At 70.9% G+C, this 15216-nt stretch carries 10 protein-coding genes and 1 tRNA gene; 4 read left to right on the top strand and 7 right to left on the bottom strand.

Going from position 1 to position 15216, the window contains the following annotated elements; all coding sequences use genetic code 11:
* The 3 genes from selB to AC30CM_RS08985 all read right to left on the bottom strand — a co-directional run.
* A partial coding sequence (selB, locus tag AC30CM_RS08995; protein WP_490116503.1) for a selenocysteine-specific translation elongation factor occupies window positions 1-1449 on the bottom strand: 1449 nt, incomplete at its 3' end.
* On the bottom strand, window positions 1446-2756 hold the full coding sequence (gene selA / locus AC30CM_RS08990; RefSeq protein WP_490116502.1) for an L-seryl-tRNA(Sec) selenium transferase: 1311 nt from the start codon (window positions 2754-2756) through the stop codon (window positions 1446-1448). The genes selA and selB, both read right to left, overlap by 4 nt.
* A 20-nt stretch (window positions 2757-2776) precedes the next feature.
* Window positions 2777-2872, bottom strand: a tRNA-Sec gene (locus AC30CM_RS08985).
* A gap of 42 nt (window positions 2873-2914) precedes the next feature.
* On the opposite strand from AC30CM_RS08985, the gene selD reads away from it, so the two are divergent.
* On the top strand, window positions 2915-3895 hold the full coding sequence (gene selD / locus AC30CM_RS08980; RefSeq protein ID WP_490116501.1) for a selenide, water dikinase SelD: 981 nt from the start codon (window positions 2915-2917) through the stop codon (window positions 3893-3895).
* Window positions 3896-3897: 2 nt separating this feature from the next.
* Here the strand turns inward: selD and nrfD are convergent, their stop codons facing one another.
* The 3 genes from nrfD to fdh are packed head-to-tail and all read right to left on the bottom strand — an operon-like array spanning window position 3898 to window position 9298.
* Window positions 3898-5004 carry an NrfD/PsrC family molybdoenzyme membrane anchor subunit gene (gene nrfD / locus AC30CM_RS08975; protein ID WP_490116500.1) on the bottom strand — a complete coding sequence of 369 codons (1107 nt, stop codon included), beginning with the start codon at window positions 5002-5004 and terminating at the stop codon, window positions 3898-3900.
* The gene (locus tag AC30CM_RS08970; protein WP_490116499.1) at window positions 5004-6011 is read right to left on the bottom strand and encodes a 4Fe-4S dicluster domain-containing protein; all 1008 of its coding nucleotides are present in this window, start codon (window positions 6009-6011) and stop codon (window positions 5004-5006) included. The genes nrfD and AC30CM_RS08970 overlap by 1 nt, the downstream gene beginning before the upstream one ends.
* Entirely contained in the window at window positions 6011-9298 is a 3288-nt protein-coding gene (fdh, locus tag AC30CM_RS08965) for a formate dehydrogenase (protein WP_490116498.1), read from the bottom strand. Before fdh ends, AC30CM_RS08970 begins: the two co-directional genes overlap by 1 nt.
* A gap of 140 nt (window positions 9299-9438) precedes the next feature.
* On the opposite strand from fdh, the gene AC30CM_RS08960 reads away from it, so the two are divergent.
* Both AC30CM_RS08960 and dacB read left to right on the top strand, forming a co-directional pair.
* Entirely contained in the window at window positions 9439-10893 is a 1455-nt protein-coding gene (locus tag AC30CM_RS08960; RefSeq protein WP_490116497.1) for an MFS transporter, read from the top strand.
* A 67-nt stretch (window positions 10894-10960) separates the two neighbouring features.
* Window positions 10961-12337, top strand: coding sequence for a D-alanyl-D-alanine carboxypeptidase/D-alanyl-D-alanine endopeptidase (gene dacB / locus AC30CM_RS08955; RefSeq protein ID WP_490116496.1), 1377 nt, complete (start codon window positions 10961-10963; stop codon window positions 12335-12337).
* Here dacB and AC30CM_RS08950 read toward each other — a convergent pair.
* Window positions 12334-13575, bottom strand: a complete 1242-nt coding sequence (locus AC30CM_RS08950) for a PucR family transcriptional regulator (RefSeq protein WP_490116495.1) — start codon at window positions 13573-13575, stop codon at window positions 12334-12336. The genes dacB and AC30CM_RS08950 overlap by 4 nt on opposite strands.
* Before the next feature lie 239 nt (window positions 13576-13814).
* Here AC30CM_RS08950 and hydA point away from each other — a divergent pair, with 239 nt between their 5' ends.
* Window positions 13815-15215 carry a dihydropyrimidinase gene (hydA, locus tag AC30CM_RS08945; RefSeq protein WP_490116494.1) on the top strand — a complete coding sequence of 467 codons (1401 nt, stop codon included), beginning with the start codon at window positions 13815-13817 and terminating at the stop codon, window positions 15213-15215.
* Window position 15216: the final 1 nt, after the last annotated feature.

The following is a 15216-nucleotide window of genomic DNA, read 5'->3' as shown; positions in this document are numbered from 1 at the left end:
GCGGGCGCCCGGTCGGCGCACCCGCCCCGACGCCGCGTCCAACCCCGCGCCGCGGACCACGGCGTCGAGCAGGGCGTCGTCGGGCAGCGCCAACAGATCCCGCGCCGCCCCGCGGGAGATGCCGTCCGCGAGGGGATCTCGCTGTAGCTGCGCGTCGACGGCGGCGCGCAACCGCTCCTGCCACGCAGCCTGGGTCGACGCGTGTACCCACCACCCGTCGACGTCGCGCACTCCGTCCGGCGCCGTCGCGCCTGCGGAGACGATGCCCAGCCGACGGAGGTGCTCGACGCGTACCGCACCGCGGCGCGCGACCTCCCCCAGCGGGTCCGCCGTCGCGCCCATCCGGGTCAGCGCCTTCGTCCGGCGCGCCCCGTCGCCGCGCCGTCGCAGCGCAGGGGGTTCGGCGTCGAGCACCAGCACGCCCCCGACGATGCGGCGGCTGCCGGGGTCGCGCACCACCAGTCGATCGCCATGGACCACCGGCAGCGCGCGGTCGAGCACGAGCCGGGCGTGATCGTCGTCGAACGGCCGGAGGCCGCAGTGCACCGCGGCGGTACCGACGTGCACGACGACCCGGCCCGGAACGTCACGAAGCGACCCGCCGGTCATGCGACGCACGTCCAGCGCGGTGGTCAGCGGCCACGCGCCGGGCGAGACCAACGCATCGCCCCGTCGCACCTCGTCGTGGGAGATCCCCCGCAGGTTCAGCGCCACCCGCGTGACCGGACGCAGCACCGTCTCGGCGTCCCCGTGCGTCTGCAACCCGCGCACCACCACCCGGCGCGCGTCGCCATCGGCACCCAGCACCTCCAACGGATCGCCACGGGTCACGGTGCCCGCCGCCAGCGTGCCCGTCACCACGGTGCCCGCACCGGTGATCGTGAACGACCGATCGATCCACACCCGAAGTCGCGCAGCGGGTTCCGGATCCGGGACGGTGTCCAGCACCGAGTCCAGCGCACCGCGCAGCTCGTCGAGGCCGGCACCGGTCACCGCCGACACCACCACGGCGGGAGCATCGGCGAGCCCGGTCCCCGCGAGTTCGGCACGCACCTGCTCGAGCACCTCGGCACTACGGTGCGGCGCCCGGTCGGCGCGGCTCAGCACGATGAGGCCATGGCGGATTCCCAACGCGGCCAGCGCGTCGCGATGGTCGCCGGACTGTGCGCGCCACCCCTCGTCGACGGCGACCACGAAACACACCACCGGCACGGGACCCAGGCCGGTCAGCGTATTGCCCAGGAACCGAAGGTGTCCGGGCACGTCGACGAACGCCACGTCACGCCCCGACGGCAACGTGGTCCACGCGAACCCGAGGTCGATGGTCAGACCGCGGCGGCGTTCCTCCTCCCAGCGGTCGGGCTCGATGCCGGTGAGCGCCCGGATCAGCGTGCTCTTGCCGTGGTCGACGTGACCCGCCGTCGCGACCACGAACGACGGTGCACTCATGCGTCGACGGCGCGCAGAGCCGTCCGCACGGCCTCGAGCAGCCGTTGGTCGTCGACCTCGGGCACACAGCGCAGGTCGACCAGGCACGCCCCCTCGTGCACGCGCGGCACCACGGCGGGATCACCGGTGCGCAGGTGCACCGCCACCGCCTCGTCCAGACGAACCGCCCATCCGGGCAGCGGAACGCCCGGCGCTCCCCCGCCGCCGACGCGTCCGTCGTGCGCCACCACGTCGGCACCCACCGCGGCTGCGAGTCGCTCGGCTCGCGCACGCAAGGTCTCCGGCGCCGCGTGCACCGCCTCGGTGACCAGTGACGTACCCGCGACCACCGTGGCCTCGATGGCTGCCAGCGTCAGCTTGTCGGCCCGTACCGCGCGGGCGAGCGGATGGCCCGCCATCCTCGACACCAGGTCGGCGCGGCCCAACACGATGCCGGCCTGCGGGCCGCCGAGAAGCTTGTCGCCACTTGCCGTCACGACGTCGGCGCCCGCCGACAGCGACGTGGCGGCGTCCGGTTCGCCCGGCAGCAGGGCGTCGGGCGCGAGCAGCCCGCTCCCGAGGTCCGACACCAGCGGAACCCCGTGCGCGCCGGTCACTTCCCGCAGCTCGGTCACACCGACGGCCGCGGTGAACCCCTCGACGCGGAAGTTGCTCGGATGCACCTTCAGCACGCAACCGGTCTCGGGACCGATCGCCTCGGCATAGTCGCGCAGATGCGTGCGATTGGTGGTGCCGACCTCGCGCAACCTGGCCCCGGTCGAGGCGATCAGATCGGGCAGGCGGAACCCCGCGCCGATCTCGATGAGTTCGCCGCGGCTCACCACGACCTCGCGGCCGCCTGCCAGCGCCGTCGTCGCCAACACCAGGGCCGCGGCGCCGTTGTTGACCACCAGCGCGTCCTCCGCGGCCGGACACGCCGCGAGCAACGCGCGCCGGGCCGCGACGCCGCGCTGGGAACGTGCGCCGCCCACCAGGTCGAGTTCCACGTCGACGTACCCGCTCGCGTCGACCAGGGCCGCCACGACGCTCGGCGAGAGCGGGGCACGCCCCAGATTGGTGTGCACCACCACCCCGGTGGCGTTGAGGACCGGCCGCAACGAGGTGGCGCGATGTGCGGTCACCGCGGCGGCCACGGCCCCGGCCACCTCGTCCGGCATGATCTCCCCACGCCGGGCGCGCTGCTGACAGTCGGTCACGATCTCGCGAATGATCGTGCTGCCGAGGCGATGTCGAGCCGCCTCCACCTCGGGCAGCGCCAAGAGCTGATCGGTTCGGGGGATCAGCCGCCGTGGGTCCGGCTCGGTCACGTCCCTCCTCGGTCTGACGTTGGCGGAGGCGGACGGGAATCGAACCCGCCAGACCGAGATACTCGGCCTCACCGGTTTTGAAGACCGGGGGGACCACCAGGAACCCTGACGCCTCCAGGCGGAGATCTTGCCACCCTGCGTCGGCCTACAGTCGAGGGGTGACCCAAACCCGACGACTGACCAGCTACGCCCACGGTGGGGGCTGCGCCTGCAAGATCCCGCCCGGAGAACTCGAGGAGGCGGTCCGCGGGCTCACCGGCCAGACCAGTGGCGACGTGCTGGTGGGTTTGGACGACGGTGACGATGCCGCGGCCGTCCGCGTCGGCGACCTCGCGATCCTCTCGACGGCCGACTTCTTCACGCCGGTGTGCGACGACCCCTACGACTGGGGCCGCATCGCGGCGGCCAACGCGCTGTCGGACGTCTACGCGATGGGCGGGCGGCCGGTCGTGGCCATCAACCTGGTGGGATGGCCACGCGAGGTGCTGCCCATGGACATGCTCACCGAGGTGCTGCGCGGCGGCCTGGCCGTCGCCACGGACGCCGGCTGTCCCGTCATCGGCGGGCACTCCATCGACGATCCCGAACCCAAGTACGGCATGGCCGTCACCGGTGTCGCCGATCCGGAGCGCCTCCTGCGCAACGACGCCGCCGAGGCCGGGCGGCCGCTGACGCTGACCAAGCCGCTGGGCACCGGCCTGTTGAACAACCGCCACAAGCAGACGGGCGACGTCTCCGAGGCGGCCATCGCCACCATGACCCGGCTCAACCGCGACGCCAGTGAGCTGGCGCTCGCCGCCGGGGCGCGCGCGGCCACCGACGTCACGGGATTCGGGCTGCTCGGGCACCTGCACAAGATGTGCCGAGCCTCGGGCGTGGGCGCCGTGCTCGATCGCGCGTCGGTGCCCGTGCTCGACGAGGCACGCGATGCACTGCGGGACGGCTTCGTCTCCGGAGGAACCCGACGCAACCTCGACTGGGTCCGGCCGCACCTGCGCCCCGCGTCCGACGTCGCCGAGGACGACCTGCTGCTGCTCGCCGACGCGCAGACCTCCGGCGGGCTGCTGGTGGTCGGCGAACTGCCCGGGCACCCCGTCATCGGTCACGTCGTCGCCGGCAGCGGCATCGAGGTGCGGTAGCGCTACTCGACCGTCGTGATCGAGTCGTCGACGACGCCGGCCGCGCGCCGTGCCGCCAGCCTGCGCTTCTGCGGTTCGATCGTGTAGCGCGGATCGGTCGCCGAGTGCAGACCGGCCTCGAAGACGCCGAAGCGCGTCAACACCGAGGCCCCGAGCAGCGCCAGACCCGACACCACCGCCACGTCGCGGCGGTGGCCGCCGCACAACGCGCCCACTCCCCCGGCGATCGCCAGCCGTTCGCTCCACCGCATCATGCGCCCCGGTGCGCCGTGATGCAGCGGCTCGGCCGCCACCGGGTCCATGCGCCGTTCCATCACCTTGGTGGCCACGACGTCGCCGACGACGCCCAGCACGGCGAGCCGGCGCGCCGGTCCGGTCTCGGCCACCGGCGTGGTGATCATCGCCAGCCCCGACGCGGCCAGGCTCGCCGAACTCGCGAACACGAACGGCAGATCCTCGTGCGCGGCGTTCCACGTCGGCGTCGCGGTGTCGGCCAACAGCACCGCGGTGTAGACCCCAAGTGGCGGGGCGAACACCGCCGCCTCCAGGCCGGCCGGCCCCTCGAGCGCCTGCAGCACCCGACGCAGCGGTCCGAGCGGTAGGCGCTCGCCGGTCATCCGGTCGATCTCGGCGACGGCGGCCACCCCGATGCCCGCGCTGAACGCCGACAGGATCCACGAGCCCACGCTCATCGGCGACGTGAGCTTGAACGTGCGCAGCATGTTGACGAAGCGCTCGGGCCTGCCCAGGTCGGCGACCAGCGCGGCGGCGCTCAGCGTCACCGCTCCGAGCCCGGACAGTCGAGCGTTGCGGCGCAACGTGTCTCGGCCCGTGAGCTGCGCACCCGCGGCCAGCAGACCGGAGCCCGCAGCGACCCCGCCGAGGAACAGGTAGGCACCCACCTCGTGACCCCACGGTGCCGGCTTGACCACCGGCCGCCCGTAGTACGAGGTGAACTCCACGTCGGGCACCATCGGCATCTCGCGGGACCCGTCACCGCCCCGGCGGCGCCAACCACCCGAGCGCTTGCCGCCCGAACGCCTGTCCCCGCGTCGCCTGCGGCCCCCCTCGTCGGGCGGTCGCAGTCCGTCGAATTCGCTGGTGCTCACTACCGCGCCGTCCAGAAGGCGACCGCGGCGGCGGCGGCCATCCCGGCACCGGCGACGACGGCGCGCTTGAACATCGTGACCAGGTCCGCCGTCGGCACCCGGGGGTCCGGCGGCAGGCCGTAGACCTCTGGTTCGTCGAGCAGCAGGAAGATCGACCCCGTGCCACCGACGCCGTCGAACTCGTTGGCGCCGTAGAGCCGAGCCTCGGTCATGCCGCGCGCGTGCAGTTGGGCGACACGCTCGCGTGCCGCGACCACCAGGTCGTCGTGGTTGCCGAACGTGATCGACGTCGTGGGGCACGTCTGCGCGCAGGCAGGCGTCTGGTCCTCCAGCAGCCGGTCGTAACACAGCGTGCACTTCTGGGCGACGCCGGTCACCGGCTTCTCCACCGGGCGGTCGTCGCGTGACGCCGGCGTCTCGAACGTCCCGTCGGGACGCCGCTCCACGACGCCGAACGGGCATCCCGCCACGCACGTCCCGCAGCCGTTGCACACGTCGTGTTGCACCACGACGGTGCCGAACTCGGTGCGGAACAGCGCGCCGGTCGGGCAGACGTCGAGGCATCCCGCGTGCGTGCAGTGCTTGCACACGTCCGAGGCCATCAGCCAACGGAACTCAGGGGTGTCCGGCGGTGTCGTGTCGGGACCCGGCGGGCCCGGGATCGCCGAACCCGCGGCATGCGCGTCGGACGGTGCTCCCACGGTCGGCATGCCCAGGCTGGTCAGCGTCGCACCGCTGCGGCGGGCCTCCTCGATGCGGTCCCGGCCCTGCTCGATGAACGCCACGTGCCGCCAGGTACTCGCCCCCAGCTCGCCGGTGTTGTCGTACGACGAGCCCAGGATCTCCAGGTTGCCGTCGAGCGGATTGCGGTTCCACTCCTTGCAGGCCACCTCACAGGCCTTGCAGCCGATGCAGATCGAGGTATCGGTGAAGAACCCCTTGCGCGGTTGGGGATTCGCCCACCGTGCGTCGCCGGTGGGATCGGTGGGACCGGCCAGCTGGCCCATCAGCCCTCCAAGGTCGAATCGGTCATGTGGGCGTTGCCGGTCTCGGTGGTGACCCCGGCGCGGGACTGATACTCCTCGATCAACCGCAACAGTGCCGCACCCTGCGGCCGGCGACCGGGCCGGATGTCGCACGACCCGGCCTTGGACTCCTGGATCTGCACGTTGGGATCCAGCGTCACGCCCAGCAGGTCGTTGGCCGCGTCCCCGCTCACCACGGCGTCGCCGCCCACACCCCAGTGATAGGGCAGGCCGATCTGGTGCACCGTGTGGCCGCCGACCCGCAGCGGCGTCATGCGGTGGGTCACCAGCACACGGGCCTCGATGGCCGCCCGCGGCGAGACGATCGTCGCCCAGCCGTACGGTTCCAGCCCGCGCTCGGCAGCCAGCTCCGGTGAGACCTCGCAGAACATCTCCGGTTGCAGTTCGGCGAGATAGGGCAGCCAGCGGCTCATCCCGCCCGCCGTGTGGTGCTCGGTGAGGCGGTAGGTCGTGAACACGTAGGGGTATACGTCCGCGCCGGGCTCCCCGGCGCTCGGCGCACTCAGATTGTCCTTGCGCGGGAACGTGATCCGCGCCGGGTTCTGCTGCTGCGGGTACAGCGCGTTGGCGACCGGCGACTCCTGCGGTTCGTAATGCGTGGGCAGCGGCCCGTCCAGCATGCCCTTCGGCGCGAACAGCCACCCCTTGCCGTCGGCCTGCATGATGAAGGCGTCGTCGCCGGCCAGCGCCGCCGGTCCCCCGACCTCCGGACCGGGACGCGCACCGGGAGCGCGGTCGACGGGGAAGTCGGGAACGTCGTCACCGACCCAGCGCTGCTGGTCCTCGTCCCACCACACGTAACGCTTGCGTTCGCTCCACGGCTTGCCGTCCGGGTCGGCCGACGCCCGGTTGTAGAGGATCCGCCGGTCGGCGGGCCACACCCAACCCCATTCCCGCTGGCTCGGGGTGGGGCCACCGTGCGGCACCCGGCGAGCCGACTGATTGACGCCGTCGGCGAACACGCCGGTATAGATCCAACATCCGCCCGACGTCGACCCGTCGGCCCTCATCTCGTTGAACGACGACAGCGGGGTTCCCGCCGCGTCGCCGGTGAGGTGGAACCCGTTGATCTCCGCCAGCACGGCCTCCGAACTGGGCTCACCGTGCGCGTCGAGGGGATAGTCCCAGGTGAGGTCGAGCAACGGCCGGTCCCGTGGATCCGTGGAATCGGCCAGCCGCGCGCGGATGCGGTTGCCCAGCTCGACGAAGAACTGCAGCTCGCTCTGGCAGTCGCCCGGCGGTTGCACCGCCTGGTGCCGCCACTGCAGCATGCGCTGCGTCTGCGTGAACGTTCCCGCCTTCTCGACGTGCGTGGCGGCCGGGAAGAAGAACACCTCGGTCTGGATGTCCTCGGTCTTCAACTCCCCGGAGGCGATCTCCGGCCCGTCCTTCCACCAGGTGGCGGACTCGATCATGTTGAGATCCCGAACCACCAACCACTTCAGGTGGGACATGCCCATGCGCTGCATGGGGCCGTGGGCCGACCCGACGGCCGGGTTCTGGCCGAGCAGGAAGTACCCCTCGACCTCGTCGTCGAGCATCGACATCACCGTCTGGTACGTCCCGTGCGGCCCGGTGAGCCGGGGCAGGTAGTCATACGCCCAGTCGTTGTCCTCGCGGGCGGCATCGCCCCACCACGCCTTCAACAGGCTGACGGTGTAGGCGTCGGCGTTCGCCCAGAAACCCTTCTGCTGCTTCGATCCCACCGCGTCGAGGTACTCGGCCAACGTGTCGTGAGTGCCTGCCTTCGGCATCGGCAGATAGCCCGGAAGCAGGTTGAACAGCGTCGGGATGTCCGTCGAACCCTGAATGCTGGCATGCCCCCGCAGCGCCATGATGCCTGCGCCGGGCCGTCCCACGTTGCCCATCAGCAGCTGCAAGATGGTTGCGGTGCGGATGAATTGAGCGCCCAGGGTGTGCTGCGTCCAGCCCACCGCGTAGGCGAAGCACGTGGTGCGCTCGCGACCCGAGTTGGCCACGATGGAGTCCGCGAGATAGCGGAAGTCCTCCAGCGAGATGCCGCAGGCGTCGCGCACCATCTCCGGCGTATAGCGCGCGTAGTGCCGCTTGAGGATCTGGAACACGGTCTGCGGATCTCGAAGCGTCTCGTCCCGCTTCACCCTGGCGTGCTCCAACGCGGGGCCGCCTTCGCCGAAGCTGTGCCCGAGCGCGTGTTCTGCGGCCTCGGTGGCCTCCTCGTCGTGACCGGGCGCCTCGACCTCGCCGCCGCCCTCCTCCTGATAGGCCCAGCTGGACGTGTCGTAGCGACCCGTCTTCGGGTCGTACCCGGAGAACACCCCGCCCAGATCCTCGGTGTCCCTGAAGTCCTCGTTGATCAGCGTCGCGGCGTTGGTGTACGCGACGACGTACTCCTTGAACCACAGGTCGTTGGTGAGCACGTGGTTGATCAGGGCGCCGAGCAGCACCACGTCGGACCCCGCGCGAATCGGGATGTGCTTGTCGCTCACCGCCGAGGTGCGCGTGAACCGCGGGTCGACGTGGATGATCCGGGCGCCGCGCCTGCGTGCTTCCTCAACCCACTGGAAACCCACCGGGTGGCACTCGGCCATGTTCGAACCCTGGATGACGATGCAATCCGCATTGGCCATGTCCTGCAGGGACTGGGTGGCGCCGCCGCGGCCGAACGAGGTTCCCAGACCGGGAACCGTGGCGGAGTGTCAAATCCGAGCTTGGTTCTCGATCTGCACGGCGCCGGCAGCGGTGAACAACTTCTTGATGACGTAGTTCTCTTCGTTGTCGAGCGTCGCACCGCCCAGGGCCGCGATGCCCATCGTGCGGCGCAGCAGGTTGCCCTTCTCGTCGATCTCCTGCCAGGCGTTGCGGCGCGCGTCGAGGAAGCGATCGGCGATCATGTCGATGGCCTTGTCGACGTCCATCCGCTGCCAGTCGCTCGCCCCCGGCGCCCGGTAGAGCATGTGGATCTGCCTGCCCGGCGAGTTGACGAGCTGCTCACTGGCAGACCCCTTGGGGCACAACCGCCCTCGCGAGATCGGGGAATCCGGATCACCCTCGATCTGGACGACGCGCTCGTCCTTGACGTACACGCGCTGACCGCACCCGACGGCGCAGTAGGGGCACACGCTCTGGACGACGCGATCGGCCGTCGCCGTGCGCGGGGTGACCGCACGGGTGTGGGCTGACGTCACCGCCGGGCCGCGGCCCAGGACGTCACCGGAGCGGAGCTGCCGGAGCACCGGCCATTCGAGGAAGAACCTACGGGCTGCCACCCGGCCCAGCCTAGTCCTTCACGCATCGTCCTTCACGCATCGTCCTTCACGCGTCTGGCGGACGTCGCGGCGCGCGATTCGACGGTTGCGGCTCGACATGGTTAGCGTGGCGAACGGTTCAACGGAAGGACGTCGAGATCGTGGCCGACATCGGCTTGCAGCACCCGAGGTCCGGCCCGCTGATCGCAGGCCTGAGCCTGGTCGCACTGACGGTCGCCGTCCTGCAGACCGCCGTCGTGCCCATCCTGGGCATCGTCGCCCACCAACTCGACGCATCGCTGCTGGCCGTCAGCTGGGCCGTCACCGCGAACCTGCTCGCCGCGGCGGCCGCGACGCCGCTGATCGGCAGGCTCGCCGACGTGTTGGACAAGAAGCACGTGCTGCTCGGGGTGCTGCTGGTGGTGCTCGCCGGTTCCGTCCTCGCCGCACTCACCACGTCGCTGCCCCTGCTGATTCTGGCGCGCGTGCTCCAGGGCGTGTCCTACGCGCTGTACCCCATCTGCGTCGCGATCCTGCGCGACGAGCTACCGGAGGGCCGGGTCGTCGGCGCACTGGCGGTGCTGTCGGGGGCGCTGGGCTTCGGCGGCGGGGCCGGACTGGTGGTCACCGGGCTGCTGATGAGCGATCCGGGCGCGGGATATCACCGGGTGTTCTGGCTGACGACCGGGTTCACCGCCGTCGTCATCGGGGTGGCCCTGGTGATCGTGCCGTCACGCGGCCGGTCCGGCGACGGCACCATCGACTGGCTGGGCGCCGGCGGCCTGGCGATCGGCCTGTCGGCCTTGCTGCTGGTGATCACGCAGGGCAATGCGTGGGGGTGGACCAGCCCCATCACCATCGCCGCGGCGGTGACGACGGTGGTGGTGCTCGTGGCGTGGTGGTTCTGGGAGCGCCGTCAGGACCACCCACTGGTCTCGACCACGATGCTGACCCGTCGGGCGGTCCTGCTCACCAACGTCGCGACGGTGTTCGTCGGCATGGGCCTCTACTTCGGGTTCCTGGGCCTCACGCAGTTCGTCCAGGCCGATCGCGAGGTCGCCGGCTACGGCTTCGGGGCGACCGTGCTGCGCGCCAGCCTGGTGTTCCTCCTGCCCGGCGCGCTCGCCGGCTTCGTCACCGCGACGCTGAGCGGCAGGTTCATCGACCGCTTCGGGGCGCGGACGGTGCTGGGGGTGGGAGCACTGGCAGGTGTGGCCGGCTTCGCGTGGCTCGCCGTGGCCCATGACCAGCCGTGGCAGGTGATCACCGCGGGCGTCATCACCAACGCCTACATCAGCCTGGCCTACGGCGCCCTGCCGGCGCTGGTGGTCAGTGAGGTCAGCGGACCCGAGACGGGCGTCGCGACCAGTGTCAACGCGATCGCCAGAACCCTGGGCAGCTCGGTGGCCGCTGCCTTGGTGGCCGTGTTGCTCGGCCACGCGACGGGCCCGTCGGGACAACCGCACGAGGCCGCGTTCATCACGATCTTCGTCGGCGGCGCCGTCACGGCGGGCCTGGCCCTCATCTTGATCGTGATCTCGGGCGCGCCGCGACGCGTCGAGACGTCCGCGTCGGCCACCCTGGACTCCCGTGCGATGAACCACGAGTGGGGCTGACCCCGGCGCGGGCCCGACGAATCCGACCACACGCCGGCGACCGATCGGTCATACGCGACAATCGGGCGTGACTTCGCGGCGTTCCGGTGTGCTCGCGGCCGTGGCGGCCGTCGTCGTGGTAGCCGCGGTCGTGGCCGCCCTGGTGACGGTGGCGGCCTCCCGGGGCGACCTGTTCGGGCGCGCCGAACCGGCCGCGGCCGCTGCTGCCCAACCCGCCGCGGTGGTCGCCGACCCGCTGGCACCGGTGCCGTCCGACGCGCCACGACCGACGCCCGCCGGGCTGGCCTCCGCACTCGCGCCGGTCCTGAACAACCCCGATCTGGGCACCCTGACCGGCCGCGTCGCCGACGCGCTGACGGGGACGTCGCTGTGGTCGCGTGACCCGGACGTCGCGCAGGCGCCGGGTTCGGTCGCCAAGGTGCTCACGGCTGCCGCCGCCCTGCTCACCCTGCCGATGGACCAGCGACTCAGCACCACCGTCGTCGCGGGCGCGACGCCCGGGCAGGTGGTGCTGGTCGGTGGCGGTGACGCCACCATCACCGCGCAGCCGCCCGGCAGCCAGGGCTACTACCCGGGCGCCGCACGGCTCGACGACCTGGTCGACCAGGTGCGCGCATCGGGCCGCAGCGTCACCAGCGTGGTCGTGGACGCCTCCCGCTTCCCCGGACCCACCTTGGCCTCGGGCTGGAACCCGGTGGACATCCCCGGGGGCAGCATCGCGCCGATCGAGGCGGTCATGCTCGACGGCGGCCGACTGAATCCCACCCAGGACTACTCCCCCCGCAGCGCCACCCCGGCGCTCGACGCCGGGCGCACCCTGGCGCAGCGACTCGGCGTCGACCCGGCCACCGTCACCATCGGGACCGCTCCCCCCGGTGCCGATGCGTTGGCGACGGTGCACTCGGCGCCGCTGAGCACCCGGCTGCACTACATGATGGTGGTCTCCGACGACGTGACCGCCGAGACCATCGGCCTGGAGATCGCCGCAGCGCGAGACGAACCCGAGACGTTCGGCGGCGCGGTCGCCGCGGTCACCGACACCCTGGCCGAGGCCGGTTTCGACACCGCGGGCGTGCGCCTGTCCGACGTCAGCGGTCTGTCGACGGACGATCGGCTGCCGGCCCGCCTGATCGACGAGGTACTGCTCGCCGTCACCGGTGACGGCACGCACGCCGAGAAGCTGCGGCCGATGGTCGACGACCTGGCCGTCGGCGGCGGATCGGGCACGCTGTGGGACCGGTTCGTCAGCCCGTCGCCGGGCGCCGGATGGGTGCGGGGCAAGACCGGCACCCTCGACGGCGTCAACGCGTTGGCCGGCATGGTCACCGACGTCGACGGTCGCGTCCTGGTCTTCACGCTGATGTCGAACGGCACGCCCTCGGAGGTGGCGAAGCCGGCGCTCGACGCCGTTGCGGTGGCTCTGCGCGAGTGCGGTTGCCGCTAGCCAGGAGTCGAAGCCGGACCTGGCGACGCCGGGTTGATGGCCGCCAACTCCGAGGCCAGCACCACCAGGACGCGCGCAGAGTCCTTGGGCACGGTCATGTCCAGACCCGTCAGTTCCTTGAGCCTGCGGATGCGCTTCATCACCGTGTTGCGATGACAGAACAGGGCGGCGGCGGTGGCGCTGGCGTCGCCGGTGTCCGCGAACACCCGGATGGTCTCCATCAGCGCGGCCAACTCGGCGGGCCGACATGCCCGCAGCGGTCCGCGGATCGACTCCTCGAGCGCGGGCAGGCGCGCCTGCAGCGCGGCTCCGGCGGTCAGATGCCACACGTCGGCGATGGTTGCGGGCCCGTCGTGCTCGGGATGCATGGAAAGCGCGATCTCACAGGCGACTTCGGTGGCGAAGCGCAGCTGAGACAGGCCCAGGTAGAGCGGCGCGACGCCACAGCGCACCGACAGCAGGTCACCGTAGTCGAGGCTCGATCGGCACCCCTCCAGGACGCCCACCAGGTCCCGCCCCACCTCACCGGCCGACCACACCGCCACGATGCACTCCCGCATGGTGTAGGTGTAGGCCAGCCGTCCACGCCGACGTAGCCGTTCGGCGAACTGCTGCAGGGGATTTCCCTCGGCGGCCAACGCCGCGGCCACCCAGATGCCGTCGACCTCGCGGATGCCCAGGGCCTGCCCGGCCCTGGCGATGAACGTGACGGACGGGTATTCGTCGTTGACCAGCTGCGTCAGCAGTGACTGGACGCTCAGTGAGCGTTCCTGCGCGATCGCGACGACCTCGTCGAAGTACGCGGCATGAACCCGGCCCGCGAAACCGTCGACCACGCGCCACACGTCCTCGGCGTGGGAGGCCAGCACGGCGGCGTCGGCGTCGTCGGACAGCTCCAGCAACGCCGCCCACAGCACCGAGAAGTCGCGATGGATTGCGGCGGTGAGCTTTTCGGACTCGACACCCTGGCGTGCGCGGCGCACGCCGAGCGTACGGGTGATGCGCCGGTCGTCCTCGGTGATGGGCGCTCCATGCAACTGCCGCAGCAGCATCGTGAAGGCCGTGCGGGCTCCGTCGCGCAGGTCGGCGTTCTCCACCCGTGATTCGTAGTAGAGCCGGCCGTCCTCGATCTGCGCCATGAACGCGTCGACGAGTCGTTCGCGCTGCTCGGTCACCTTCTCGATCAGCTGCATCCAGCGTCGATGCGACCCCTCGGCCGCCCCCGATGCGATCGCCACGAGGTCCAACCGTAGCGGTCGGAGGGCCGGATGGGGTGGCTTCGGCACACCACGCCGTGTGCACCTGCACACGATTCGGCCGGGATTCCGGTGCGAGACGTCCTAGGACGGTGAGTTTTCGTCACCTAGATTGTTGTGATCGGGGCCACAGCGCCGGACTCCTCGCCTCGTCCGGCCGGCCGCCGACGCACGGGTCGATCGCCATCTCGGCACCAACGACGGAAGTGAACGACACCCCCATGACCACGACACTGATCAGCGGCGGCACCATCGTCAACGCCACCGGAACCTGCGTCGCCGACGTCCTCGTCGACGGCGAGCGCATCGTCGCCCTGCTCGATCCTCGGCTCGGCGGCATCACCGCCGACCACACCATCGACGCCACCGGCAAGTACGTGATCCCCGGCGGTGTCGATGCGCATACCCACATGGAGATGCCGTTCGGCGGCACCAACGCCTCGGACACGTTCGAGACCGGGACGCGCGCGGCGGCCTGGGGCGGCACGACGACCATCATCGACTTCGCCGTCCAGAAGTCCGGTGAGAACCCGCTGACCCAGTACGAGCTGTGGCACGGCAAGGCCGGCGGCAACTGCGCCATCGACTACGGCTTTCACCAAATCCTCAGCGACGTCGACGATTCCTCGCTGGCGGCCATGGACGAGTTGGTGCGCGAAGGCGTCACCAGCTTCAAGTTCTTCATGGCCTACAAGGGCGTCTTCCTGTCCGACGACGGCCAGATCCTGCGGGGGATGCAGCGCGCCAGCGAGAACGGTGCGCTGATCATGATGCACGCCGAGAACGGCAGCGTCATCGACGTGCTGGTGCAACAGGCCATCGCCCGCGGCGACACCTCCCCCTACCACCACGGGTTGACCCGCCCCTGGCAAGCCGAGGCCGAGGCCACCCATCGGGCCATCATGCTGGCCGACATCACCGGCGCCCCGCTCTACATCGTGCACGTCAGCGCCAAGCAGGCCGTCGAGCACATCGCCGAGGCTCGGGACAACGGCCGCAACGTATTCGCCGAAACCTGTCCGCAGTACCTGTACCTGTCGCTCGAGGAGCATCTCGGCGCACCCGGCTTCGAGGGCGCCAAGTACGTCTGCTCGACCCCGCTGCGGTCACGCGCCGAAGGACACCAGCAGCACATGTGGCAGGGACTGCGGACCAACGACCTGCAGGTGGTCTCCACCGATCACTGCCCGTTCTGCATGAAGGGCCAGAAGGAACTCGGGATCGACGACTTCTCCAAGATCCCCAACGGCATCGGCTCGGTGGAGCATCGGATGGACCTGCTCTACCAGGGCGTCGTGCTGGGTGAGATCTCCCTGCCGCGCTGGGTCGAGATCTGTTCGACGACGCCGGCGCGGATGTTCGGCATGTACGGCAGGAAGGGCGTGATCCAGCCCGGCGCCGACGCCGACGTCGTGATCTACGACCCGAAGGGTACGACGCACATCAGCGCCAAGACCCACCACATGAACCTGGACCACTCGGCGTGGGAGGGCTTCGAGGTCGACGGACACGTCGACACCGTGATGTCGCGGGGGCGGGTGATCGTCGACGGCGGCAGCTATTACGGGCGCGCCGGCCACGGCCGCTACGTCAAGCGCGAACTCAGCCAGTACCTGGTCTAGC

The organism is Mycobacterium sp. DHQP2018-32-09 (assembly GCF_058148405.1).
This window is presented reverse-complemented; position numbering and strand designations above follow the sequence as displayed.